General features: G+C 69.9%; 18 protein-coding genes. 8 read left to right on the top strand and 10 right to left on the bottom strand.

Translation table 11 applies throughout. The features are described 5' to 3' along the window. Positions 1-74: 74 nt before the first annotated feature. Entirely contained in the window at positions 75-554 is a 480-nt protein-coding gene (locus tag AC3ARF_RS01055; protein WP_036140013.1) for an Lrp/AsnC ligand binding domain-containing protein, read from the top strand. 93 nt (positions 555-647) lie between these two features. Here AC3ARF_RS01055 and AC3ARF_RS01050 read toward each other — a convergent pair whose 3' ends face one another. Further along, positions 648-1424 carry an SDR family oxidoreductase gene (locus AC3ARF_RS01050; RefSeq protein ID WP_498929491.1) on the bottom strand — a complete coding sequence of 259 codons (777 nt, stop codon included), beginning with the start codon at positions 1422-1424 and terminating at the stop codon, positions 648-650. 138 nt (positions 1425-1562) lie between these two features. On the opposite strand from AC3ARF_RS01050, the gene AC3ARF_RS01045 reads away from it, so the two are divergent. Continuing rightward, positions 1563-1790 carry a hypothetical protein gene (locus tag AC3ARF_RS01045; protein ID WP_498929489.1) on the top strand — a complete coding sequence of 76 codons (228 nt, stop codon included), beginning with the start codon at positions 1563-1565 and terminating at the stop codon, positions 1788-1790. A 13-nt stretch (positions 1791-1803) separates the two neighbouring features. Here the strand turns inward: AC3ARF_RS01045 and sppA are convergent, their stop codons facing one another. Both sppA and AC3ARF_RS01035 read right to left on the bottom strand, forming a co-directional pair. Then, on the bottom strand, positions 1804-3693 hold the full coding sequence (sppA, locus tag AC3ARF_RS01040) for a signal peptide peptidase SppA (protein ID WP_498929487.1): 1890 nt from the start codon (positions 3691-3693) through the stop codon (positions 1804-1806). Between the two features lie 222 nt (positions 3694-3915). Next, on the bottom strand, positions 3916-5316 hold the full coding sequence (locus AC3ARF_RS01035) for an MATE family efflux transporter (RefSeq protein WP_498929485.1): 1401 nt from the start codon (positions 5314-5316) through the stop codon (positions 3916-3918). 124 nt (positions 5317-5440) lie between these two features. Between AC3ARF_RS01035 and AC3ARF_RS01030 the strand changes: the two genes are divergently transcribed. Continuing rightward, positions 5441-6613 (top strand): DUF3667 domain-containing protein, encoded by a 1173-nt coding sequence (locus AC3ARF_RS01030; protein ID WP_498929483.1) that lies wholly within the window; start codon positions 5441-5443, stop codon positions 6611-6613. A 6-nt stretch (positions 6614-6619) separates the two neighbouring features. On the opposite strand, the gene AC3ARF_RS01025 is transcribed toward AC3ARF_RS01030, so the two are convergent. Both AC3ARF_RS01025 and AC3ARF_RS01020 read right to left on the bottom strand, forming a co-directional pair. Next, a complete protein-coding gene (locus AC3ARF_RS01025; RefSeq protein WP_498929481.1) occupies positions 6620-7273 on the bottom strand; it encodes a DUF3106 domain-containing protein in 654 nt (217 codons plus the stop codon). After that, complete coding sequence (locus tag AC3ARF_RS01020; protein ID WP_498929479.1) at positions 7260-8264, bottom strand: hypothetical protein; 1005 nt, start codon at positions 8262-8264, stop codon at positions 7260-7262. Before AC3ARF_RS01020 ends, AC3ARF_RS01025 begins: the two co-directional genes overlap by 14 nt. Before the next feature lie 452 nt (positions 8265-8716). On the opposite strand from AC3ARF_RS01020, the gene AC3ARF_RS01015 reads away from it, so the two are divergent. After that, positions 8717-10981, top strand: coding sequence for a primosomal protein N' (locus AC3ARF_RS01015; RefSeq protein WP_498929477.1), 2265 nt, complete (start codon positions 8717-8719; stop codon positions 10979-10981). A gap of 111 nt (positions 10982-11092) precedes the next feature. On the opposite strand, the gene AC3ARF_RS01010 is transcribed toward AC3ARF_RS01015, so the two are convergent. From AC3ARF_RS01010 to rpoH, 3 genes are all read right to left on the bottom strand, one after another. Further along, on the bottom strand, positions 11093-11608 hold the full coding sequence (locus AC3ARF_RS01010) for a MarR family winged helix-turn-helix transcriptional regulator (RefSeq protein ID WP_498929476.1): 516 nt from the start codon (positions 11606-11608) through the stop codon (positions 11093-11095). A 463-nt stretch (positions 11609-12071) separates the two neighbouring features. Continuing rightward, a complete protein-coding gene (locus AC3ARF_RS01005) occupies positions 12072-13778 on the bottom strand; it encodes a histidine kinase (RefSeq protein ID WP_498929475.1) in 1707 nt (568 codons plus the stop codon). A gap of 63 nt (positions 13779-13841) precedes the next feature. Next, the gene (gene rpoH, locus AC3ARF_RS01000; protein ID WP_498931934.1) at positions 13842-14735 is read right to left on the bottom strand and encodes an RNA polymerase sigma factor RpoH; all 894 of its coding nucleotides are present in this window, start codon (positions 14733-14735) and stop codon (positions 13842-13844) included. 202 nt (positions 14736-14937) lie between these two features. Between rpoH and AC3ARF_RS00995 the strand changes: the two genes are divergently transcribed. Then, complete coding sequence (locus AC3ARF_RS00995; protein WP_498929473.1) at positions 14938-15975, top strand: LacI family DNA-binding transcriptional regulator; 1038 nt, start codon at positions 14938-14940, stop codon at positions 15973-15975. 137 nt (positions 15976-16112) lie between these two features. Here the strand turns inward: AC3ARF_RS00995 and AC3ARF_RS00990 are convergent, their stop codons facing one another. Beyond that, positions 16113-17963, bottom strand: coding sequence for an alpha-amylase family glycosyl hydrolase (locus AC3ARF_RS00990; RefSeq protein WP_498929471.1), 1851 nt, complete (start codon positions 17961-17963; stop codon positions 16113-16115). Positions 17964-17972: 9 nt separating this feature from the next. Continuing rightward, positions 17973-19484, bottom strand: a complete 1512-nt coding sequence (locus AC3ARF_RS00985) for an MFS transporter (protein ID WP_498929469.1) — start codon at positions 19482-19484, stop codon at positions 17973-17975. A 246-nt stretch (positions 19485-19730) separates the two neighbouring features. Here AC3ARF_RS00985 and AC3ARF_RS00980 point away from each other — a divergent pair, with 246 nt between their 5' ends. The 3 genes from AC3ARF_RS00980 (at position 19731) to AC3ARF_RS00970 (ending at position 26389) form a co-directional block, all read left to right on the top strand. After that, a complete protein-coding gene (locus AC3ARF_RS00980; protein WP_498929468.1) occupies positions 19731-21347 on the top strand; it encodes an alpha-glucosidase family protein in 1617 nt (538 codons plus the stop codon). A 178-nt stretch (positions 21348-21525) separates the two neighbouring features. Beyond that, positions 21526-24303 (top strand): alpha-1,6-glucosidase domain-containing protein, encoded by a 2778-nt coding sequence (locus AC3ARF_RS00975; RefSeq protein ID WP_498931932.1) that lies wholly within the window; start codon positions 21526-21528, stop codon positions 24301-24303. A 16-nt stretch (positions 24304-24319) separates the two neighbouring features. Further along, a complete protein-coding gene (locus tag AC3ARF_RS00970) occupies positions 24320-26389 on the top strand; it encodes a glycoside hydrolase family 97 protein (RefSeq protein ID WP_498929466.1) in 2070 nt (689 codons plus the stop codon). Positions 26390-26407 lie beyond the last annotated feature (18 nt).

Genomic DNA, 26407 nt, shown 5'->3' with positions numbered 1-26407 from the left:
ACGCAGGGGGTTTTTCTGATTTTTACGCCGAGTACAGGTGTAAACTTCGTGCATAGCCACTACTGCAGTGCAACATGGCCGGCAAAGCCCGCGAACTCGACAGGATCGACCGCCACATCCTGCGCATCCTGCAGGAGGAGGGGCGCATCTCCTTCACCGAACTGGGCGAGCGCGTGGGGCTGTCCACCACGCCCTGTACCGAGCGCGTGCGGCGGCTGGAGCGCGACGGGGTGATCACCGGCTACCACGCGCGCCTGGACCCGCAGCACGTGAAGGCCACGCTGCTGGTGTTCGTGGAGATCAGCCTGGCCTACAAGTCCGGCGACATCTTCGAGGAGTTCCGCCGCGCGGCGTTGCGCCTGCCCAATGTGCTGGAATGCCACCTGGTCTCGGGCGACTTCGATTACCTGCTGAAGGCGCGCATCAGCGAGATGGCCAGCTACCGCAAGCTGCTGGGCAGCACCCTGCTGACCATGCCGCACGTGCGCGAGTCGAAGAGCTACATCGTGATGGAAGAGATCAAGGAGACGCTGAGCCTGCCGATTGCCGACTGAGCGTTCGGCAATCAAAGGCGCAACTCACGCGCGGGGGTGCGCGGGGTGTGTCCACGGGCAACACGGGGATAGCCGGCACGGCGACCGCCGCTGTCAGAACCCGTAGCGCAGGAACCCACCGTCCACCGCGATGCACTCGCCGGTGACGTAGCTGGAGGCCGGCAGGCAGAGGAAGGCCACTGCCGCGGCCACCTCCTCCGGCTCGCCGATGCGGCCCAGCGGCGTGCGCAGCAGCACCTCGTCCAGGTAGTCGGGATCGGCCAGCTTGTCGTGGGTGCGGCGGGTGCGGATGTACCACGGCGCCACCGCGTTGACGCGGATGCCGTCCTCGGCCCACTCCACCGCCAGGTTCTTCGTCATCTGGTGCATCGCCGCCTTGCTCATGCCGTACGGCGCGCCGGTGCGCACGTGGGTCAGGCCCGACACGCTGCCCACGTTGACGATGCTGGACGCCGCGTGGCGGGTCAGCAACGGATAGGCGTAGCGCGACAGCTCGAACGCGGAGAACAGGTTGATCTCGAAGATCTGCCTCCACTCGTCCTCGGTGTAGTCGGTGGCCGGCTTGCCGAGGTTGCCGCCGGCGTTGTTGACCAGGATGTGCAGGCCTTCGCCGAAGTCCTCGACCCAGTCCAGCAGTTCGCGGCGCTGCTCGTCATCGGCGACGTCGGCGGCAAATACATTCACCTCGCGCTCGGGGAAGTCCTCCAGCAGCTCGGCGCGCACCCGGTCGAGCGAGGCCGCGTCGCGCGCGGCGAGCAGCACGTCGGCGCCGAAGCCCAGCAGTTCGCGGGCGATGGCATGGCCGATGCCGGCGCTGCTGCCGGTGACCAGGGCCAGTTGTCCGTCCAGCCGCCAGCGCTTGGGGTCCATGCTGCTCTCCGTGTTCTGGCGCACGTGCGCCCAGGGCGTAGGATAGCCGCAGGCCCGATCCGGAGTGCCACCATGTCCGAGCCCCGCCACGCTGCCCGCCCGCGTCCACCCATTCGTGCAGCGCAACCGCCTCGCCACATGGCCACGGCACTGCTCGCCTGCATCGCGCTGGTGTCGGCGGCCTGTTCGCGCCCCGAGCCCCCTGAGAAGGAGCGCCCACCCGAGCCGCAGGCTAGTGCGCCGGCGCGCCACACCGAACTGCGTGACGCAATCCAGGCGCCGCAGGACAAGGCGCGCGCGGTGGAAGGCGCGGTGGACGATGCGGCCAAGGCCCAACGCAAGGCGATCGAGGCGGCGGGCGGCTGAAGCGACCCGCCCGTTACAACCCGCAGAAGCAGTACGCCAGCGCCTTGACCGGCACGCCGCGGGTCGGCTTGATCGCGCCCTGGATGAAGCGCAGGTCGTTCGCGGCCTGCGGCATCGCCTGCGCCACCAGCGCCTGCAGCAGCGACGAGTCCTTCAGCAGCGCTGCGCCCATGCGGCTCTCGGCAAAGCCGGCGAAGAACTGCTCGAACGGCGAGCCGGCCTTCTCGAGGTAACGCACGCCGTAGTTGCCGCGCTTGCCCAGCTTGGCACGCGCGGCGGCGTCGTCGAGGGCCGCCTGCAGGCTACCGAGTTCGTCGACCAGCCCACGTTCCTTCGCCTGCGCGCCGCTCCATACGCGGCCGCGCGCGACGGCGTCGATCGCGGCCACCGGCTGCTTGCGCGCCGCCGCGACCCTGCCGGTGAAATCGCGATAACCCTTGTCGATCACCGACTGGATCACCTGCCCCACTTCCGGCTGCAGGTCGCGGGTGATGTCGAACGCGCCGGCGAAGCGCGTGGTGCCGACGCCGTCGGTGCGCACGCCGATCTTCTCCAGCGTGCGCGGGATGGTCGGGATCATGCCGAAGATGCCGATCGAGCCGGTGATGGTCGACGGATCGGCGTAGATGCGGTCGGCATTCATGCTGATCCAGTATCCACCGGACGCGGCCAGGTCGCCCATCGACACGACCACCGGCTTGCCCGCGGCCTTGAGGCCTTCGACCTCGCGGCGGATCTGCTCGGAGGCGAACACTTCGCCGCCCGGCGAATCCACGCGCAGCACCACCGCCTTGACCTTGTCGTCGTCGCGCGCCTCGCGCAGCAGCGCGGAAGTGGACACGCCGCCGATGGTGCCAGGCGGCTGCTCGCCGCCCGTGATCTCGCCTTCGGCCACCACCACCGCGACCTGGTCGCGGCGCGGGTCGACGGCATTGAGGCTGGTGTTGACGTGGGCGAGGAAGCCGTCGAGCGTGACCTGGCGGAACCCGCCATCGGCATCCTCGTCGGCGACGCCGCGCTCGGTCATCAGGGTGTCGAATTCCTCGCGGGTCTTCAGTCCGTCGACCAGCTTCTGCTGCAACGCGTACCTGGCCAGGTCACCGCCGGCGGCGGCGATGCCCGCGGGCATGGTGTCGATGCCGGCGGTGATCGCGGCCGGCTCGAGCTTGCGCGCCTTGGCCACATCGGCCACGTAGCGCTGCCACACGTCGTTCATCCAGTACAGGTCGGCTTCCTTGGCCGCAGGCGACGCCGCGTCGAGCACGTAGGGTTCGGCCGCCGACTTGTACTCGCCCACCTTGAACAGGTGCACGTCCACGCCGAGCTTGTCCTGCAGGCCCTCGCGGAAGTACTGGCGGTAGCGGCCGAGGCCTTCGAGGAACATGCCGCCCATCGGGTCGAGGTAGATCTCGTTGGCCTGCGCGGCGATCAGGTACTGGCCCTGGTCCATCGCCTCGGCGAAGGCGACCACCTGCTTGCCGCTGGCCCGCACGCGCGCGACCGCCGCGGCCACTTCGCGACGCGAGGCCATGCCGCCACCGCTGAGCTGGTCGAGGTGGAGCACCACGCGCTCGATGCGCTTGTCCTTGGCCGCGGCGTCGAGTGCGGCCAGCAGGTCACGCAGGCGCACTTCGTCCTTGCCATCGCCCATCGCCTTGGCGAAGGCGCGCAGGGCCGGGTCGATGGTGTACTGCTCGACGAGTTCGCCTTGCGGGGCGATCACCAGCGCGCTGCGCTCCAGCACCGGGCGGGTGCGTTCGCCGGCGCCGAGCATGGCCAGGAACAGGATCAGCAGGCCGAAGAACACCACGTTGAAGAACAGGCGCCGGGTGAAGTTCATCGCATCCCACAGCCCGACAAGCAGGCGGACGATGGGGCCACGGCGAGGGGGTTGGGTGCTCATTTCGCGGGTGCCCTCCAAGGGGCAATGGAACGTTTCGGAATCAGGTTAGCGCCGCGGCGGCCGCAGGCACATCGGCCATTGGTCACCGGGCCGGACGGAAGGGTGCCCGGGTGGACGCCGCTCGCCCGTGAAGACCCAGGATGGAAGACGCGGCGTCCCACCCGTGGATGGCCACCCTGGGCGAGTCGTGCCCGGCGAGGACCGCGACGCGCGGGGCTGCGCTCATGGCCCGAGCCGCCGGGTCAGGCGTGCCGGCGCACTGGCGCGCAGGAAGCGCGCGCCGAGCAGCACCGCGGCCACGCTCAGCCCGGCGATCAGCCCCATCCACATGCCCTTCGGGCCCCAGCCCAGGCCCAGCCCGAGCCCGGCGCCCACCGGCATGCCCACGCCCCAATAGGCGAACATGGCCAGGAACATCGGCACGCGCGTGTCCTTCAGACCACGCAGCGACCCGGCCGACAGCACCTGCACGCCATCGGGGAACTGGAACATCGCCGCGTACAGCAGCAGGCCGGCGGCCAGCGTGGCCACCGCCGCGTCGCGGGTGTAAACGCCCACCACCCATTCGTTGGCGGTCAGCAGTACCGTCGCCGACAGCAACTGGCTGGCCAGCACGATGCACAGTCCCGCCAACGCGGCGCGGCGCACGCCGTGCACGTCGCCGCGGCCCAGCGCGTGGCCCACACGCACGGTGGTCGCTTCGGCCAGGCCCATCGGCACCATGAAACACAGCGTGGCCACGTTGATCGCGATCTGGTGCGCGGCGGCGGGCACCTCGCCTAGCCGGCCGATCAGCAGCGCAGTGGCGATGAACAAACCGCCTTCCATCAACACCGTCACCCCGATCGGCAGGCCGGTGGCGAGCAGGCCGCGGATGGTCGGCCAGTGCGGATGGTCGAAGCGTGCGAACAGGCCAAGGTCGGCAAAACGCCGCGCGCGACGCAGCACCAGCACGAAGGCGATGGCCTGCAGCCACAGCACCACGGCCGAGGCCAAGCCGAGGCCGCCGGCGCCGAGTTCCGGCAGGCCCAGGCGACCGAACGTCAGCGCCCAGCCCATTGGCAGCAACAGCAGCGGGCCCGCCGCGCTGATCAGCATGGTCGGCAGGGTCCAGTGCAGGCCTTCGCTGAGGTAGCGCATGGTGAAGAACAGCGTCAGCGCCGGCACGCCCCAGCGGATGCCGTGCAGGAACGCGGTGGCGCCGGGAATGATCTCCGGGGCGATGCCGAACGGCGCCAGCGCCAGCGGCAACAGGCTCATGAAGGCGAACAGCACCACCGCCAGGCCCACGGCCAGCCACAACGCCTGGCGGAACACCGCGCCGATCTCGCCGCGGCGGCCGGCGCCGTCCAGGTGCGACACCGTTGGCGGCACGGACAGCAGCGTGCCGATCGGCACCATCATTGGCAGCCACCACAGCGCGGTGCCGATGGTGACCGAAGCCAGCGTGTTGGTGCTGTGGTGCCCGGCCAGTACGTTGTCGACGAAACCGATCAGGCCGGTGGACACGTGCCCGGCCACCAGCGGCGCAGCCAGCAGCGCGCTGGTGCGGATTTCATCCGGCAGGCGCAGGCTGGGCCGCGCTTCGGGCGCGGCGGTGGGCGGGGTGGGTGCGGACGACATAGAGGCGGCGGGCGACTGCGGCCGCGTCGACGCAACCGATGGCGGACGCTGGCGCCGGGTCGCGACAGGCCGCTATCTTAGCGCCTCGCCGGTGATGGGACGGCGCCACCGGGGAAAGGAAACGATGGGCACGCACTCACTCACGCACTGCGAGAACTGCGAGGCCGCGCTGCAGGGCCCCTATTGCCATGCCTGCGGCCAGCCGGTGGTCAGCCCGGTGCGGCACGCGGCGCATGCCATTGAAGACGTATTCGAGTCGTTCTGGCACCTGGACGGCCGCGTTTTCCGCACCCTGCGCGACCTGCTGGCCCCCGGCCGCGTCGCGCTGGAATACCTGGCCGGCCACCGCGTGCGCTACATCGCGCCGCTGCGCCTGTTCGTCATCCTCAGCCTGCTGACGTTTTTCGTCGGCAAGCTGGTGGTGCACGCCGAGGGCCCCGTGTTCCAGGTGGATCCCGAGGACACCAAGTTCGCGCAGATGCAGACGGTCGCGGAAGTGGAGCAGGCGCGCGACCGCGCCCTGCAGAAGATCAGCGTCGCCGAGCAGCGCGGCAGCGACACCCCCGGGGCGAGCCCCACGCTGGTGATGATGCGCACGCAGGTGCAGGGCGCAGCGGCGGCGCGCATCGCCGAACTGCGTAAGCAGGCCCCGGCCGCGGAGGGCGCGAAGGCGGGTGCGGGCGTCCCTGCCGAGGCGACAAGCCCGGCGCGCCCATCGCCTGCCGCGCCCAGCGCGCCGGAAGTCGCCTTCGGCGGCCAGTGGGATCCGAAGAAGGACCCGATCCGCATCGGCTGGCTGCCGGACTTCGCCAACGAATGGCTCACGGCCCGCGCGGCGCGCGCGCAGCGCAACATGGCCGCGATGGAGAACGACGGCGACGCGCTGCTGCAGGCGTTCATGGGCGCGTTGCCGACCGCGCTGTTCCTGCTGGTGCCGGTGTTCGCGCTGCTGCTGAAGGTGTTCTACCTCGGCTCGGGTCGGCTGTACCTGGAGCACCTGACGGTGGCGCTGTACAGCCACGCGTACATGCTGCTGGCGCTGCTGGCTTCGTTCCTGCTGGTCGCGGTTGGCAACGCTTTTGGTGCGCCTGCCAGCCTCGTCGAGCCGCTGACATCGCTCGGCGCGATCGCGGTGTGGACGTGGGTGCCGATCTATCTGCTGCTGATGCAGAAGCGGGTGTATGCGCAGGGCTGGTGGGCGACGGTGATCAAGTACGTGGTGATCGGCTGGATCTACCTGGTGCTGGTGTCGTTCGCGGCGCTGTACGCGCTGTTGGCCGGCCTGGTCGGCATGTAAGCGCGGTCAGCGGTCCAGCCGCTGCCACAGCCACGCCTGGCGTTGCCCGGCGGCGGTGGAAACCAGTTCGCGGCGCAGCAGCGGCCGCTCCTGCGGTGGGGTGCGATGCACCAGCACGGCCAGATCGGCCCGCTGCGGCGGCGTCAGCTCCCGCAACACCCGCAGCAGGGATTCCTGCTGGGCGGCCGGGACCTGCGCGAGCAACGGCTGCAGCCGGGCATAGTCGGCCCCGAGCTCGGGGCCCAGCAGCCAGCCCCGCTGAGCACTGCGATCCAGCGCGTCAAAGCGCGCCCGCCAGGCCTGTTGCTGGGCCGGGTCCAGTTGCTGCCAGCGCAGGGCCACCGCGCGCAGCTGCGCTTGTTCGCTGGGCGGAAGGCGGCGCCATGCGGTGTAGCGCTCGCGGCGACTCGCGCGCGCGTCGGGCGACAGCGCCGCCCATGCGACCGCGCGCTGCCGCACGGCGGAACGTTCGGTCTCGCCCCAGCCTTCCCAGCGGGCGGCCCGGGCCTGCAGTTGCGCGCGTTGCGCCGCCGGCAACTTGGCCACGCTGTCGCCGAAGGCGGAGAGGATTGGCGTCGCGGCGTGCCCGAGGCCGACCACCAACAGCAGGGGCAGCAGCAGGCGCGGCGTCCGGCTTGGGCGGCGGTCAGGGCTGCGCATTGGCGTCGCCCTCCTCCGTGGACTCCAGCGGGGCGACAGTCGCATCGGGGAGGGCTTCCAACGGCGCGACGGCCGGCACATCCGGGTCGTCACCATTGGCAGGTTCGGCGGTGACCGTGCCGGCCTCCACTGCCACCAGCCAGGACTGCAGGGGCAGGTCGGCCGCCGCGGCCTCGCCCTCCGGGTCGGCGAGGAGGGCGAAATCAGGGTGGGCGACGAGGGCGGCATCAGCTGTCAGAGTCGCCCGCGGGGCGTCGGCCGGCGGCAGCGGCTCGATCCGCACGCCCCGCCGCCACCCGGCGGGTCCCAGCCCCTGTGCCGGACCCCACCACGTGGCCGCCAGGGCCACCGCGCACAGCAGCAACAAGGCCCACAGCACCCACAGCACCCAACGCGGCCGCGGCCGCGGCGGCGCCTCGGCGGCCGACGCCAAGGGGTGGTCAGCGGCGGGCTCTCCGCGCAGCAGCGCCTCGCGGGCCTGGGCCAGGCGGCTCAGCCGCTCGGGGGCCAGGGTCTTGATCTTGCGGTGCACCTGGTCGCGCAGGTGCTGCCAGGCCTGTGGGTCGGCGCGGCCGTCGCCATGGTGCGGCAGTGCACCGCGCAGCGCGAGGCGGTAGCTGGCCTCACCCACCCCCAGCACGCTGGCGGCCTCGGCCTCGGGCAGTCCGGCGGCAAGCCGCAGCAGCAGGGCCGCACGTGGGCCCGTGGCCAAGTCGCCCAGGCGATCGGTGGCGTCAAACGGCACGGCCACCGCCACGCGCCGGCGCAGCGCGGGCTCAGCCAGCAGGGTCGCCCAGAAGCGGCGCGGCCATTCGGCCATCGGAACGCCGGCGGCGCCGTCGCGGAAAACGCGCATGGCCGCCACCAGAGCCGTGTCACCGGCTGCCGCATCGCCACACTGCAATTCGGCCAGCACGGCACCGCGACGCTCGACGCCGCGCAGGAAAGCGCTCAGGGCGGGCGGGGGAGAAGTGGGACGAACGGGGGACACTACGGGACGGGGAACGGCATCGGCATGGTCCGCATCATAGCGAGACCCATGTCCCAATATTCTCTTGACAAGCGGTCATTCACGCGCCCAACACGCAGCGGCGCGGGTTGCAGCGGATGGCGGTTGTGCACAGCGTTCAAATTCCCGTCATCTGGCGATGCGGCGCAGCATGGTGACGCCGTCGAACACGAATGTTTCACACGCAAGTCTTTGTTTAGGCTCAAAAAAACACATATGGCACTTTTTTGTCCAACCTGACCGAAGGGCTTGTATCAACGATGTCACGCAGGCCTGCCGCAGCACGATGCACAGACTTATCCACAACTTGTGTGGATAAACGTGAATTCTCTTTGCGCCCCGACACTTACGTGACGTTCATCAACCAACGCCCAGCAATGCCTCACAACTCCCTTAATGGCGGCGCCGAGGGCCTGGCACCGTAAACTTTGCCCATGGCCAATGCCGACTCTCCGTCCCTTTTTCCCGTCTGGCGGGTGGCCGTACCGGTGCCCTTGGCCCGGTTGTTCGACTACCGCGCGGTGGACGGACACGTCCCCTCCGCGGCCGACATCGGCAAGCGGGTCCGGGTGCCATTCGGGCCGCGCGAGCTGGTGGGGGTGGTGGCCGGGATCGGCATGGCTGAGGCCGAGAGTGCCGCGGGACTGCGCGATGCGGGCCCCGTACTCGACCCGGCGCCGCTGCTCTCGGGCGAGCTGTACGACTCGCTTGGCTGGCTGGCCCGCTACACCCATGCGCCGCTCGGGGAAGTCTTTGCCACGGCCCTGCCCGGCCCGTTGCGCCAGGGTGAACCGCTGGCCGTCGCCCACGCTTGGGCGTGGCGGCTGACCGAGGCCGGACACACCGCGCGGCCCAAGCTGCGGGCGGGCCGACCGCGGCAACTGGCGGAGATGCTGGCCGCCGCCCCGGGTCCGCTGGACGAAGATCGACTGGACGCCGACGACGCGGTCGCCACGGGCTGGCGCGCCGCCGCACGCGCCCTGGCCCAGCGCGGCCTGGCCGAGCGCGTCGCGGTGACCGCCTCCGGGGCCGCCGCCGCGCCGCGCTTCGGCCCCACCCTCAATCCGGACCAGCAGGCCGCGGTGGACGCCGTGCTGGCCGCCCGCGACGGCTTTGCCGCCCTGCTGCTGGACGGCGTCACCGGCAGCGGCAAGACCGAGATCTACCTGCACGCCATTGCCGACTGCCTGGCGCGCGGGCGGCAGGCGCTGGTGCTGGTCCCGGAGATTGGCCTCACCCCGCAGACCCTCGCCCGCTTCCGCGCGCGGCTGGGGGTGCCGGTCCACGCCCTGCACTCGGGCCTGTCCGATGGCGAGCGCGGCCGCACCTGGGCGGCGATGGCCCGCGGCGAGGCACGGGTGGTGGTGGGCACGCGCTCGGCGGTGTTCCTGCCGCTGCCCGAGGCCGGGCTGATCGTGGTGGACGAGGAGCACGACGGCAGCTTCAAGCAGCTCGACGGCATCCGCTACCACGCCCGCGACTTCGCCCTGGTGCGCGGCAAGGCACTCGGCGTGCCGGTACTGCTGGGCAGCGCCACGCCTTCGCTGGAGTCGCTGCACAACGCGCGCGTCGGCCGCTATCGCCACCTGCGCCTTCCCGCGCGCGCAGGCGTCGCCAAGCCGCCACACGTGCGCGTGGTGGACGTGCGCAAGCGCCCGCTGGAGGCGGGGCTGTCGCCGGAGCTGCTGGAGGGCGTGGCGCGCGCGCTGGACGCCGGCGGCCAGGTGCTGGTGTTCAAGAACCGTCGCGGCTATGCGCCCGTGCTGCTGTGCCACGACTGTGGCTGGACCGCCCACTGCCCGCGCTGCAGCACGCCCGAACAGGGCACGCCGATGACCGTGCACGCCGCCGGCCGGCGGCTGCAGTGCCACCACTGCGGCACGCGGCGTCCGGCGCCCAACGCCTGCCCCGACTGCGGCGGGCTGTCGCTGCAGCCGCAGGGCGCCGGCACCGAGCGCATCGAAGAGGTGTTGGCCGCGCGCTTCCCCGACGTGCCGGTGTTGCGCATCGACCGCGGCACCACCCAGGGCCGCGACGCGCTGGAGAAGCATCTGGCCGCGTTCGGCAACGCCCCCGGCGTCCTGGTCGGCACGCAGATGCTGGCCAAGGGCCACGACCTGCCCAACCTGACCCTGGTCGCGGTGGTGGGCATCGACGAAGGGCTGTTCTCGGCCGATTTCCGCGCGCCCGAGAAACTGGCGCAACTGTTGATCCAGGTCGCCGGCCGCGCCGGCCGAGCCGACAAACCCGGGCAGGTGCTGCTGCAGACCCACCACCCCGAGCACCCGCTGCTGCTGACCCTGCTGAGCGGCGGCTATGCCGCCTTCGCCGAAACCGAACTGGCGCAACGCGAGGTCGCCGGCTTCCCGCCGTTCGGCCACCTGGTGCTGTTGCGCGCCGAAGCCAAGCAGGTGGAACAGGCAAACGCCTTCCTGCGCGCCGCCCGCGCGGCCATCGACAGCGCCGCCGACGAGCTGTTCGACCCCAACGACCCGGACGCGATGATAGAACTCAACGGCCCGCTGCCCGCGCCGATGCCGCGGCGTGCGGGCTACCAGCGCGAGCAACTGCTGCTGTCCTCGCCCACCCGCCGCCACCTGCATGCGGCGCTGGACTTCGCATTGCCTGCGATCCACGCCCTGCCCGAGGCACGGCGCGTGCGCTGGTCGCTGGACGTGGATCCGACCGACTTGTATTGACGCGGCCTCCAGCACCACGCCCCAGCGCCCCGCACCAGACGGCGCCGATGTCCCATCGTGATATCGGCGGAGCCACTAGCCTTGCCCGACGCAACACCAGACGGACTCTGCTCAGCGCCCGCGGCGCGTTGCCTTGCCGCCGTCGAAGCCCTGCACCGCCGCCACCGAACGCAGCGCCACCGTCAATTCCTCGCGCGCGGCCTGCGCCAGACAGCCGAACAGTTCACGGTCGACCTTGCGCTCGGTCTCCAGCAACTGCGGCACCAGCGCGCGCCCCGCGTCGGTGATCTCCACCCGCACAAAGCGCATGTCGTCGATGTCGGTGCTGCGGCTGACGTAGCCCAGGTCCTCCAACGAGGCCAGCGCGCGCGACAGCGAAGGCGCGGTCAGTCCCGCGTCGGTGGCCAGGCGGCATTGGGTGGTGCGGCCGCTGCGCTGCAACTGGCGCAACGCGACCCATTCGGTGGTGGTGATGCGCAGCTTGCGCGCGGCGCGCTCCAACTGCAGTTGGCGATTCTTGGACACCAGCGCCAGCCAGTGGCCGAGCAGGGAGTCGGGACCCGGCTGGCCGTGCAGCGGCACGACCTCGGCGCTGTAGGGCGGGGCGGCCGCCAGCGCCCCGCTCACAAAGGCCTCCGTTGCGCATCAGCGCGGGCCACGGCGTACCAGGTGGCGAAGGCGAGCTTGGTGGTGGACGGCTTGGCGGTGTTGAGCTTGGCGATGGTCATGGTGGCGATCCTCGGGTGGTTTGCTGGTGGTGGCCCGGGCCCCAGAACAAAAAACCCCGCGCTTCTTTCGAGGGCGCGGGGTTCAGGTCTGTTGCCTGGGCTGGTTGGCGTTGGCCTACACGTGCCCGATTCCCGCGCGATGTGCCCAGGTAAAGGTGGTAATCCAGTTCAGGCCGGTGGCTTGGGCACGCGCACACGGCCGGATCGCGTCGAGGGACGCATATACGGCAAGTTTGCGAAGGGCGTGGGCGGTGCTCATGGGTATCGAGAACACCATGCCGGCGGCGGCGGTGTCAACCGTTTCGTGCGATATGAATTGCGCTTCTGAGCGCCTGCGTCCACCCCATGGGACGGACACCCCACTACGGTGCCGCCGGGGACTCCAGGGGCTGTCGCAGCAGCGCGTGCAGGCGCAGTCCTTCACCGATGGAGGCCATGTGCAGGCGCCCCCCCAATGCCAGCACCCGGTCCCGCATGTTGACCAAGCCGCGGCCCGTGGCGCGACCCGGGCGCACGCCAATGCCGTCATCGCGGATATCGATGAACATCCACAGCATGCCGTGGCGCTGGTTGACCCGCAGGCGCACCCGGCAGTGCCCGGCGCGTGCGTGGCGGACCACGTTGGTCACGCCCTCCTGCACCAGGCGGTAGGTCGCGATGCGCAACGTGTCGTCCAGCTGCGGCAGCAGGCGGGCGTCGCCCTCGAGCACGGTCTCCAACTGCACCCCGGCCTCCTCCGCCAGGCGCCGCACCATGCCCTGGTCGATCGCGCGGTAGAGCCCGAGTTGCTCCAGAGCGGAGGGCCGCAATGACTCCAGCACCCCGGAGATGTTGCCGCGCATTGCACGGGTCAACTCCAGCAGCGACTCCACCGCCGCGGCCTGGCCGCACTGGTTCAATTGCGGCGCCACCAGCATCAGCCGGGTCTGCAACGCGGTGAGGGTCTGGCCGAACTCATCGTGCAACTCGCCGGCAAGGCGGCGACGCTCGCGTTCCTCCGTGCGCAGGTTGCGGCGCGCCGCGGCGTTGAGCTCCAGCGCCAGCCGCTCGCTTTCCTCCTTCGCCTGCTGCAGCTGGCGGGCCTGCGCCCGCAGGCCGTCCACCGTGGCCCCGAACAGCAGGGCGGTGGCGCCGGTGACGGCGGTGAACAACTGCATCCGGGTGGGGTGGGCCAAGGGCGCCAGCAGTTGTGCCTCCAGGCCGGTCACGACACTGAGCCCCCACAGGGCCAATACGGCGCCGCGCCAGCCATGCCACACCGCAAACACCACCGCCACCACCAACAGCACGCGGCGCACCAGCTCTACCAGTTCGGCGCCCGGCGTGCCGGCCACCCACGCCAGGTACCCACCGGCAATCGGCAACAGCACGAGCAGGCCATTGCGCAGGATCGGCAACGAACCTGCGCGGTTGGCCCCCCGCACCACCCATGCCAGCATCGGTGCGGCCAGCAGGACCGCATGGAATGCGGACAACAGGCTGTGGAAGGCGAAGACCGCCAACGGAGGGACATCCCCTGCCCGCAGCGGTGGAGCGGACGCGTTGCCCGGCGTGGCCCTCGTTCCGCCCATCCCGTGGGCGATCCAGACGTGGAGCAGTTCCCCTGCCATCACCGCCAACGCCGAGACCACGGCTGCCACCAGCAGCCGCGACGCCTGGTGCAGGCTGGGAGGGGTGCGCGGGGTAATCTGCCAACGCCGGAGCAGCAACACGCCCCCCGCCACCAGCAAGGGCTCGAGCAGGTGGACCACCGACTGGGCGCCCGCGACCTGCGAGACAGCCTGCAGGTCCCAAGACCCGCGCTGGACCACCCCACCCACGCTGCGGGCCAGGATCATCCCGGCGAACAGCCAGGGCCAGTGGTGACGCGCCGAAAGCCAGAGGGCGGCGAATAGCGCTCCCGTTCCGAGCGCGCCGTACGGGAACCCGAGCAGGCCGAGCCCGAGGTAAAACGCGGCGGCAACCACCAGCAGTCCCGGCCCAGCCGCCCAGCGAAGGGCGCCGGGCAAGAGGGGACCAGGAATCAGGAAGGCGCGAATCGTCGCGAAGGGGGCCAGCGTTCGATTCATCGCCCACAGGCTACCGTGGGGTCCGTCGCCGCTGTTGGGAGCTTTTCTCCCGCCCCGCCGGGATCAGGCCGCGAACAGCGCCCGCATCTTCTTCAGCGCGTTGGCCTCGATCTGGCGGATGCGCTCGGCGGAGACGCCGTATTCGTCGGCCAACTCCTGCAGGGTCACCTTGCCGTCGCCATCCAGCCAGCGGCGCTTGACGATGTCGCGCGAGCGCTCGTCCAGCCCGGCCAGGCCGTCACGCAGCAGCTGCAGCTGGTTGTCTTCCTCGTCCATGCGCTCGTAGGCCTGCGACGGGTCCTCGTCGCTGGTGCGCAGGTACGCGGCCGGCGACGGCGGCGCGTGGTCGTCGTCCTCGTCTGAGGGCAGGTCGAAGCCGATGTCGCGGCCGGACAGGCGCGACTCCATCTCCAGCACTTCGCGCTCGGAGACGTTGAGGTCGGCGGCGACGGCGCGCACTTCCTCGGCGTTCATCCAGCCCAGGCGGGTCTTGGACTTGCGCAGGTTGAAGAACAGCTTGCGCTGCGCCTTGGTCGTGGCGACCTTGACGATGCGCCAGTTCTTGAGGATGAACTCGTGCATCTCGGCGCGGATCCAGTGCACCGCGAAGCTCACCAGGCGCACGCCCTGGTCCGGGTCGAAGCGCTTCACCGCCTTCATCAGGCCGATGTTGCCTTCCTGGATCAGGTCGCCCATCTGCAGCCCGTAGCCGTTGTAGCCGCGGGCCACGTGCACGACGAAGCGCAGGTGCGAGTGCACCAGCTCGCGGGCGGCGTCGAGGTCTTCCTCGTCGCGGAAGCGGCGGGCCAGCACCTGCTCGTCCTCGACGCTGAGGACGGGGATGCGGTGCACGGCGCCGATGTAGGCCTCGAGCGAACCGAGGGGGACCAACCCGCCCATGGCGGGGATGGGGAGATTGTTGGCGACCAGGGCGGTGGAGGAGGCGTTCTGGGTCATAAGGGCCATCTTAGCAGTCGGGGGGTATGACTGCTAAAGGGGTTAAAAGTTCCGCTGTGTTGCGGGCATGGAACGCCAATATGGGGGCTTGGCGGGTCGGGGGAGCGTGCCAAAAGAGGGGTTAAGGCGGGGACAAGGGGGCTGCGGCGGGGACCGCTGCGTCTACACTCGGGCGGTCCGCTTCACCAGGCATCCTGCCCGCATGCGCAAACGCACCAAGGCCACCTCGATCGACATCGCCCACCGCGCCGGGGTCTCCCAGGCCACGGTCTCGCGGGTGCTGCGCGGCAGTCCGCTGGTCAATGCCGAGACCCGGCGACGGGTGGAGGACGCGGTGCGGGCGCTCAACTACAAGGTCGACCGCCACGCTTCCAGCCTGCGCACCCAGCGCTCCGGCACCCTGGCGCTGCTGCTGTTCGAGGAGCCGACTCCGGACCATGCACACATCAACCCGTTCTTCCTGTCGATCCTCGGCTCGGTGACCCGGGCCTGCGCCCGCCACGGGCAGGACCTGCTGGTCTCGTTCCAGCAGCTGTCGGACGACTGGCACGCCGACTACGAGGACAGCATGAAGGCCGACGGGCTGATCCTGCTGGGCTACGGCGACTACCGCCTGTATCGCGACAAGCTGGACGCGCTGGTGGCGCAGGGCACGCGCTTCGTGCGCTGGGGCGCGGTACAGCCGGACCAGCCCGGTATCTCCATCGGCTGCGACAACGCCGATGGCGGGCGGCTGGTGGGCGAACACCTGGTGGCCCTCGGCCGGCGGCAGGTGGCGTTCCTGGGCTACGCGTCGCGCGGCTACCCGGAGTTCCTGGACCGGTACAGCGGCTGCGAGGCCGCGTTGCAGGCGGCCGGACTGGCGCTGGATCCGGCGCTGCAGGTGGACGCCGACAGCTCGGAGGAAGCCGGTTACATCGCGGCGATGGCGCTGGTGGAGCGCGGGCAGCCGTTCGACGCGGTGTTCGCGGCCAGCGACCTCATCGCCATCGGGGCCATCCGCGCACTGGCCGAGAAGGGCCTGCGCGTGCCCGAGGACGTGGTGGTGGTGGGCTTTGACGACATTCCTACGGCGCGTTTCACCAACCCGTCGCTGACCACGGTGGTGCAGGACACCGCGCGCGCTGGCGCATTGCTGGTGGAAACCCTGCTGAAACTGGTGAAGGGCGAGACGGCGGAAAGCGTGACCCTGCCGGCGCAACTGGTGGTGCGGCGTTCCAGCGGCGCTGCCGCAGGCTGAAGGCGACGCGGTTCGCTGTTGGCAGTGGGCGGTGAAGGGCAAGCAGTCCACACCGCCCCCCGTACGGTGGGCGTCGCACCGCTTGATCCCACGAGGGGGGCGGATGCCCCCTAAAGCGCGCCCACGGCGCGCGATCGTCAGCGGCGCGGTTGCGCCCCTGCCTGCGCCTTGTCCAGTTCGCGTGCCAGGTCGGCGCGGCCCACCGGCGCATCCAGCAGAAACACCTCCACCCCGTGCGCCGGCACGGTGGTCGACAGCGCGCCGCCTTCGGCCACGGTGACCTCGCCGCCGCCAATCGCAGCACGCCAGCGGCCCGCCTGCACGTAACGTCGCTCGGTGAAGGTGGTCGGCGCATCGCCCTTGTTGAGCAGCACGAGCGCGATCTGCGCCTGCCCGCCCTGCTGGTAAACGCGGTAGAACGCCGCGCGGTCGCCGGCCATCTCCAGGTTGAGCTGCAGGCCGCGCTGCAGCGCGGGCGAGTCCGCGCGCAGGTGGGCGATGCGCTTGAGCGGGGCGTAGATCGGGCTGCGCGATGCAGCGTCGATGCGCGCCTGGCCGTAATAGTTGCGATTGCCCGCGTGTTCCGCGGTGCCGCGCTCGAAGCCGGTTTCCGAGCCGTAATAGATCACCGGGATGCCGCGCGAGGTGAACAGGAAGTTGTGCGCGTCGATGAAGCCTTCGTCGCGGGCGTCCAGCCGCGCCATGTCGTGGTTGTCGTAGAAGGTCATCAGCTCGTACGGATTCTGGTACGGGCCGTCCACCAGGTACAGGCGCTCGGCGATGCGCTCGAAGCCGCCACCCTTGCGGCCGAACACCTCCGCCATCCGCTCCTTCAGCGGGAAATCCAGCACGCTGACGCCGGCGTTGTGCGGCAGCGTGTGCGCGGCAATCGTAGCCGCATCATGGTCGAATGCCTCGCCGAACATGAAGAAGCCCGGATGCTTCTCGCGGATGCGCGTGGTGAAGGCATGCCAGAACGCGTGCGGCATCCAAGGAATGGTGTCGATGCGGAACGCGTCGGCGCCCTGGTCGATCCATTGCGAGTAGGCGCCGACGAAGTACTCGAGCACTTCGGGGTTGTTCTCGTTGATGTCCGACAGCTGCGCCAGGCCGGGCTTGGTGTTGTACCAGCGGTGCAGCGGGTTGCGCTCCGGATCGAGCTGCGCGGGTGGCAGGTTCTGGTGGTCGGCGAGCAGCGTGCCGTCGGCGGCATGGATCTCGCCGAATTTCGGCTGATCCTTCGGCATGGTGTACGCCGGCGAGCCGTGGTTGGCGACGATGTCGAGCACGGTCTTCAGGCCATGCTGCTTGAGCCCGGCGGTGAGGCCGGTAAAGTCCAGCCCGGGGCTGGGCAGGTGCTCGTCCAACTTGTAGAAGTTCACGCCCCAGTAGCCGTGGTAGCCGGTCTTGCCGCGGTCGGTGAACATTCCACCCCATTTCACCGCGTCGCCGCCGGTGAACGCTTCGTCGGGGTTGTCGACGATGGGGGTCAGCCACACCGCGCCGAAGCCCAGGTCGCGGATGTAACCGGCGTTGTCGAGCAGGCCGCGGAAGTCACCACCGAGGTAGCCGACATTGTCGCTGCGGCCTTTGGGCGCATGCGGCACGGGCCGGTCGAAGGTGCGGCGGCTGGGATCGGCGCCGCCCTGCGTGCGCTGGTCGTTGCCGGGGTCGCCATTGACGAAACGGTCGGTGAGCACGAAGTACACCGCGTCCGCGGCCATCGGCTCGGTGGTGCCGTAGTACTGCGCTTCGGCGCCGGCGTGCCCGCGGTCCCATTGCGGAGCGTGGACATGCCCTTCGTCCACGCTCACACACCCCGACAGCAACAGGGCGGCAACAGTGGTAACCGCGCGGACTCGACCCGGCCACGAGGCCACGGCAGTGCGTGCCCCCCGGGCCAGCGCCGTGCGCGCGGCCGTGATCGCGGTGCCACAGGAGGCAGGATGCGCGCCTGCCTGTTTGGTGCTCGAGGGGAGCGATCGCATGCGGCTTCCTCAGTGTGCGCCGGCGCCGGCGGGCATCGGGGTTGTGGCCGGTTCCGGCACGCGCAGCATGCACAGGCCCGCCAGCACCAGGCTGACGCCGCCGATCAGCAGTGCGTAGATCGGCTGGTTGCCGAACAGGCCTTTCACCATCAGCCCCAGCAGGCTCACCGCCACCAGCTGCGGAATGACGATGAAGAAATTGAAGATGCCCATGTAAACGCCCATCTTCGCCGCGGGCACGCTGTCGGACAGCAATGCGTAAGGCAGCGACAGGATCGACGCCCAGGCAAAGCCGACACCCACCATCGACAGCAGCAACCACTTCGGATCGTGGATCACCAGCATCGACAGCAGGCCCGCCGCGCCCAGCAACGCGTTGACCAGGTGGCTCATGCGCAGGCCGATGCGCCGCACCATTCCGGGGATCAGCACGGCGGCCAGCGCGGCGAACAGGTTGTAGGCGGCAAACAGCACGCCCACCCAGTTGGCGCCTTCGTTGTACGCCGCCGACGCGGTGTCGGTGGCGGCGTAATGCACCGAAGTCACCGCGGGCGTGGTGTAGATCCACATCGCGAACAGGGCGAACCACGAGAAGAACTGCACCACCGCCAGGCGACGCATCGCGCGGGGCATGCCGTGCAGGTCCTGCATGATGTTGGCCAGCATGCCGTCCTGTCGGGTGCGCATCGCCAGCAGCAGCAACGCACCGTACGCGGCGATGCCGCCGGCCAACACGTACAGCTGCTTGTCCAGGCCGAAACGCGCGACCGCGAACCATCCCGCCAGCCCCAGCACCAACGCGGCCATTGCCAGCGGCGTCCAACGCGCCAGTCGGGCGCCGCCCTCGCGGTGCACGTCGGCCACGGCCGGCTCGAAGTCGTCGAACGCCGCCAACTGCTGGGGTGAGTATTCCCGCGTGCGCACCACCGTCCAGGTGATCGCACCCAGCAGCACCACGCCCCCCGCATAGAACGCATAACGCACGGTGTCGGGGATCTGGCCTTCCGGCGCGGTGTTGTCCACGCCGAGGTGCTGCAGGATCCACGGCAGCATGCTGGCCACCACCGAGCCCACACCGATGAAGAAGCTTTGCATCGCGTAGCCGGCCGGGCGCTGCGCCGGCGCCATCTGGTCACCGACGAAGGCGCGGAACGGCTCCATCGAGATGTTGATCGACGCATCGAGTAGCCACAGCATGCCGGCCGCGACCCACAGCGCCGGCACGTTGGGAAACAGGAATAGCGCCAGCGACGCCAGCACCGCGCCCACCAGGAAATACGGCCGGCGACGCCCCAGCCCGGTCCAGGTGCGGTCTGAGAGGTAGCCCACGATGGGCTGCACCAGCAGGCCGGTGAGCGGCGCGGCGATCCACAGCAGGGGAATGGCCTCCACGTCCGCGCCCAGTGTCTGGAAGATGCGGCTGACATTGGCGTTCTGCAGCGCGAAGCCGAACTGGATGCCAAGGAAGCCGAAACACATGTTCCAGATCTGCCAGAACGAGAGCTGCGGTTTGTGGGTCATGGGCGATCGGCCTGGAGGGTGGATGACGCAATGCACAACGCACGGCGCACGCATGGCAATGCTTGTAACACCTGCCGTGGCAGTGTGCGTGGCCATGGTAGGGGCCGGGCCCGCTGCACAGATTTCCCTGCAAACGTATTCATCCGCGGCACCCGGATTGCATCAACCCGTGCGTCGTCGCGGCGTGGAATAGTGGCGCTCCGGCGCGCCAGCACTGTCGCGGCCTGCAGAAGGATGGAGAGGCGGATGACGAGCAATCGCTGGTGGCGTGGCGCGGTGATCTACCAGATCTACCCGCGCAGCTTCCTGGACACCGACGGGGACGGCGTGGGCGACCTGCCCGGCATCATCCGCAAGCTGGACTACGTGGCCGGCCTGGGTGTCGACGCGATCTGGATCTCGCCGTTCTTCAAGTCTCCGATGGCCGACTTCGGCTACGACATCGCCGACTTCCGCGACGTCGACCCGATGTTCGGCACGCTGGACGACTTCGACCGGCTGCTGGCCAAGGCGCACTCTCTGGGCCTGCGGGTGATGATCGACCAGGTGCTGAGCCACACCTCGGTGGAGCATGCGTGGTTCAAGGAAAGCCGCGAGAGCCGTGACAACCCGAAGGCCGACTGGTATGTGTGGGCCGATGCCAGGCCCGATGGCACGCCACCCAACAATTGGCTGTCGATCTTCGGCGGCGTGGCGTGGAAGTGGGAGCCTCGGCGCGGCCAGTACTACCTGCACAACTTCCTGTCCTCGCAGCCGGACCTGAATTTCCATTGTCCTGAAGTGCGCGCGGCGATGCTCGGCAGCGTGCAGTTCTGGCTGGACAAGGGCGTGGACGGCCTGCGCCTGGACTCGATCAACTTCCCGTTCCACGACGCGCAACTGCGCGACAACCCCCCCAAGCCGGTGGAAGCGCGGACCGGGCGCGGCTTCAGTGCCGACAACCCGTACGCGTTCCAGTACCACCACTACAACAACACGCAGCCGGAGAACCTGGCGCTGCTGGAGGACCTGCGCGCGCTGCTGGACCGGTATCCCGAGGCGACGACGCTGGGCGAGATCTCCTCCGAGGATTCGCTGGCGACGATGGCCGAGTACGTCACCGAGAAGCGCCTGCACATGGGCTACAGCTTCGAGCTGCTGGTCGACGAGTTCAGCGCGGCGTACATCCGCAGCACCGTGCAGCAGCTGGAAGCGAAAATGACCGATGGCTGGCCGTGCTGGGCCATCTCCAACCACGACGTGCGGCGCGCGGTGACCCGATGGGGCGGACCGTCGCCGGATCCGGCGCTGGCGCCGCAGCTGGTGGCACTGGTGTGTTCGCTGCGCGGCTCGGTATGCCTGTACCAGGGTGAGGAACTGGGCCTGCCGGAAGCCGACGTGCCTTACGAGGCGCTGCAGGATCCGTACGGCATCACTTTCTGGCCGAACTTCAAGGGCCGCGATGGGTGCCGCACGCCGATGCCGTGGCGTGACGCCATGCACGGTGGATTCACCGAGGGCGCGCCGTGGTTGCCAGTGCCGGCGGAACACCGCGCGCGCAATGTCGCCGCGCAGGAAGCCGGGTCGGATTCGGTGCTGGCCCACGTGCGCCGCTTCCTGAGCTGGCGCAAGGCGCATCCGGCGCTGGTGCTGGGCGACATCCGGTTCCTGGAGACGGCCGAGCCGGTGCTGGCGTTCACCCGCGAGCACGACGGGCGGACGCTGCTGGTTGTGTTCAATCTCTCGGCGCAGCCGTGCACGTGGTCGTTGCCGCAGGGCTTCGCCCCAGTGCCGCTGGAGGATCACGGTTTGCTGACCGCGCATGTGGACGGGGGCGTGCTGCATCTGCCCGCGCACGCGGTGTTCTACGCGACGCTGTCCTGACGGCCTGATTCGGAGCGACGGGACGATGGACATGCATCCGCTGGTCGCTCCAATCCCGGCCACAGCTACATCGACAGCAACGTCTACAGCGACGGCACCAACGGCAACAGCAACCGCAACGTGGCCACAACCTCGGGCGCCCCGGCGTCGCCGCGTACTGCCGTGTCTGTTGGCCGCGATGTTCTGTACCGGCCCTGCCATCGCCGCCCCGCACGCCGTTTCCGCGGGGCCTGCACCCAGCCTCGCCGACTGCAACGCCGACACCCACGCGCGCGTGCTGGTTCCCGCACCGACGGCGGCGCTGCCCGCCGCCGCGCACTGGCTCGACGGGACCCGCCTGCAGTGGCCGCAACGCGATGCCACTGGCCGCTTCCGCCTGTACCACTCGCGTGATGGCCGCATCGTCGCGTCACCGGGGCAGCGCGTGCTGGGCGCCGACGGCGCACTTGCGCTGCGCCGCGCATCCGCGCCGCTGCCGTCCTCCCTCGCCTCGCGGTTCGCCTTTGTGGCCCCGGGCGTGGTGCTCGAGATCGCCCCCGCCGACCGCACGCAACGGGCCGCCCTGCACGCTGGGCAACTGGTGCTGGTGGAGGAGGACGCCACGGGCCGCACCCTGGCCGCGACCCGCGTGCAGGCCGCAGGCGCGCTCGACGACCTGCACGCCGCGGCGGAGTCGCTGACGGACCTGGGAGCCACGCCCGGCAACCACGGTACGACCTTGCGCCTGTGGGCGCCCACGGCGCAGCGCGTGGCCGCATGCCTGCATGCCGATGGCCGCGCGGGTGCGCACACGCTGGTGCCGCTGACCGCGGACGCCGCGACCGGCGCATGGTCGTACCGCCACCCGGCCAACCTCAGCGGCCAGTACTACACCTACTTGGTGGACGTATTCGTGCCCGGCACCGGGCTGGTGCGCAACCGCGTCACTGATCCGTATTCGGTCAGCCTGACCGCCGACTCCCGCCGCAGCTACATCGCCGACCTCGACGATGCGGCGCTCAAGCCCGCCGGCTGGGATGCCACGCCACGGCCCGCGCCGCTGGCCGCGCAGACCGACATGGTCATCTATGAGCTGCACGTGCGGGATTTCTCCCGCGGCGATGCCAGCGTGCCCGCGGCCCGGCGCGGGAAGTACCTGGCCTTCACCGAGCCCGGCAGCGACGGCATGCGCCACCTGCGCGGCCTCGCCGCCGCGGGCCTGACCGACGTGCACCTGCTGCCGGTGTTCGACCTGGCGACCGTGCCGGAGCAGGACTGCGCGACGCCACGCGTGCCGGAAGCGGCGCCCGAGAGTGAGGCGCAACAGGGCGCGGTGATGGCCGACGCCGCGCGCGACTGCTTCAACTGGGGCTACGACCCGTACCACTTCAACGCGCCCGAGGGCAGCTATGCCAGCGACGCGTCCGATGGCGCGGTGCGCATCCGCGAGTTCCGCGCGATGGTGCAGGCCCTGCACCGCGCCGGCCTGCGCGTGGGCATGGACGTGGTCTACAACCACATGACCAAGTCCGGCCAGCACCCGCACTCGGTGCTGGACCGGATCGTGCCTGGCTACTACCACCGCCTGGATGCCAATGGCGCGGTCGAGCGCTCGACCTGCTGCGACAACACCGCCACCGAGCACCGGATGATGGCGAAGCTGATGGTCGACTCGGCGGAGCTGTGGGTGCGGCACTACCGCATCGACTCGTTCCGCTTCGACCTGATGGGACACCAGCCGCGCGCGGCGATGGAGCAACTGCAGGCGCGTGTCGACGCTGCCGCCGGCCGCCACGTGCAGCTGATCGGCGAGGGCTGGAACTTCGGCGAAGTGGCCAACGGCGCGCGCTTCGTGCAGGCGGCGCAGGGCGCATTGAACGGCTCGGGCATCGGCACGTTCAGCGACCGCGCGCGCGATGCGATCCGTGGCGGCGGGCCCGCGGACAAGGGCGAGGCGCTGTTCACTCAAGGCTATGTCAATGGACTGGCCTATACGCCCAATGCGCACGCGAGGGCGTTGGCCGCGGCAACGCGCACGCGCCCGCCAAACGACCCCACCGGGGTCGGCTCGAGTGCGAAGGCGGCGCTACTCCACCACGCCGACTTGGTGCGCGCCGGCCTGGCCGGCACCTTGCGCGACTACGTCATCACCGACCGCACGGGGGCGAGGAAACCCCTGTCCGCGCTCGACTACAAGGGCCAGCCCGCCGGCTACGCCAGCCAGCCGGGCGAGGTCGTCAACTACGTCGAGAACCACGACAACCAGACCCTGTTCGACATCAACGTGTTCAAGCTGCCGCGGGACACGCCGTCCGCTGAGCGCGCGCGCGTGCAGGTACTGGCCCTGGCGCTGAATGCCCTCAGCCAGGGCGTGGCGTACTTCCATGCTGGCGGCGAACTGCTCCGCTCCAAGTCGCTGGACCGCAACAGCTTCGACTCCGGCGACTGGTTCAATCGCATCGACTGGACCGGGCAGCAGCATCATTTCGGCACCGGCCTGCCGCCGCGCGATGACAACGGGACCGACTGGGCCCTGATGCGCCCGCTGCTCGCCGATGCCGCGCTGCGCCCCACGCCCGTTGACATCGCGTTTACCCGGGACGCGTTCCGCGACCTGCTCCGACTTCGCGCCAGCTCGAGCCTGTTCCGCCTGCGTACCGCGGCGGATGTGCAGCAGCGCCTGCACTTCGCCAACACCGGCCCGACCCAGAACCCGTTGGTGATCGCCGGGCACCTCGATGGCCGCGGCTACCCGGGCGCGCACTTCGACGAGGTGCTGTATCTGGTCAATGTCAGCCCCGAGGCGCAGACGTTGTTGTTGCCCGATCAGCGCGACAAGGCGTACCGCCTGCATCCGGTGCACCGCGCCGACGACGCGGCCGATGCGCGCCCGCGCCAGTCGGCGCGCTACGACGCTCGCCGCGGCCGCTTCATCGTGCCGCCGCGCACCGCGGTCGTGTTCGTGGTCGAGCCATGACCCCGCTCCCGAACGCATGCCTGCCGCCACCCCACTGCCTTCCGCCCGGAGCCGCCTGATGCGCCCGCTGTCCGCCCTGTTGCTGCTGCTTGCCCTCCACGCCGGCGCCGAGGCCCGGGCCGCCACCGTGGCCGAAGTCACCTCCCCAAGCGGCGTGCTCACCGCCACCCTGGACCTGCATGAAGGCCGGTTGAGCTACCACGTGCAACGCTTCGGCGAGCCCGTGATTGCACCGTCGGCGCTGGGCTTCCAGATCCGCGGCGCGGGCAAGCTGGAGCGCAGCCTGGCGCTGACCTCGCACTCCACCTCCAGCTTCGACCAGACCTGGGAACAGCCGTGGGGCGAGTCGCGGCACGTGCGCAACCACTACAACGAACTGCGCGCGCGCTTCACCGAGACCATCAAGCCCGGCCGCATCGTCGACGTGGTGTTCCGCGTGTATGACGACGGCGTCGGCTTCCGCTACGAGTTTCCGCAGCAGGCGGCGATGGACGAAGTCATCATCGACGACGAGTTGACCGAGTTCGCGATCGCCGCACCGGCCACCGCATGGTGGATCCCCGCAGGCGAGTGGAACCGCTACGAGTACCTGTACCAGCGCACGCCGCTTGCCGAGGTCACCCAGGCCCACACCCCGATCACCGTGCGCACCGACGATGGCTTGCACCTCGCGTTCCACGAAGCGGCGCTGGTGGACTACAGCGCGACGTGGCTGCGTCGCACCGAGGGTCAGCGCCTGCGCGCGCAGCTCTCGCCCGCCTCACAGGGCTGGAAGGTACGGCGCACGCTGCCGTTCCACACCCCGTGGCGCACGGTGCAGATCACCGACAGCGCCGCCGCGCTGTACGCAGCGTCCAACCTGATCCTCAACCTCAACGAACCCAACGCGCTGGGCGATGTGAGCTGGTTCCAGCCGGCCAAGTACATCGGCATCTGGTGGTCGCTGCACCTGGAGAAGGAGAGTTGGGCCACGGGAAAGAAGCATGGCGCCACCACGGCCAACACGCGGCGCTACATCGACTTCGCCGCCAGGCACGGCTTCCGCGGCGTGCTGGTCGAAGGCTGGAACCCCGGCTGGGACGGCCAGTGGTTCGGCAACGGCTATGACTTCAATTTCACCCAGGCCACGCCGGATTTCGACATCGAAGGCCTGGCCGCATACGCGAAGTCGAAAGGCGTCCACCTGATCGGCCACCACGAAACCGGCTGCGCGGTCAGCCACTACGAAGACCAGATGGAGGCGGCGTTCGCGATGAACGAGCGCCTGGGCATCGACGTGGTCAAGACCGGCTACGTGTGCGATGCCGGGCAGATCGAGCGCCGCGGCGACGACGGCAGGATCGTGCGCGAATGGCACGACGGCCAGTGGAATGCCAACCACCACCTGCGCGTGGTGCAGGCGGCGGCCAAGCACCACGTCGCGATCAACGCGCACGAGCCGATCAAGGACACCGGCCTGCGCCGCACCTACCCCAACTGGGTCGCGCGCGAGGGCGCGCGCGGCATGGAGTACGGCGCCTGGGGCAACCCGCCCAACCCGCCGGAACACGAGGTCAACCTGGTGTTCACCCGCATGCTGTCCGGGCCGATGGACTACACCCCGGGCATCCTGAGCCTGCAGGGCCGCGGCCAGGCGATCCAGACCACGCTGGCCAAGCAGCTGGCGCTGTACGTGACGCTCTACAGCCCGGTGCAGATGGCGGCCGATCTGCCGGAGAACTACGCCAAACACATGGACGCGTTCCAGTTCATCAAGGACGTGCCGGCGGACTGGGCGCAGACCCGCGTGCTTAACGGCGAGGTGGGCGACTACGTGACCATGGCCCGGCAGGACCGTAACAGCGCCGACTGGTACCTGGGCGCGATCACCGACGAGCAGGGGCGCATGCTGCAGGTACCGCTGTCGTTCCTCGACCCAGGCGTGACCTACGAAGCGCAGGTGTACCGCGATGGCGACGGTGCGCATTGGAAGACCGCACCGTTCAAGTTCATCCGCGAAACGCGCACGGTCACCAGTGCCGACACGCTGACCCTGCGCCTCGCCGCCGGTGGCGGGCAGGCGATCCGCTTCACGCCCAGGCGCTGAGGCACGGACGGATTGGCA

This window comes from Lysobacter sp. KACC 24251 (genome assembly GCF_057747755.1).
The sequence above is the reverse complement of the archived record's forward strand: the minus strand, read 5'-3'. Positions and strand labels throughout refer to the sequence as shown.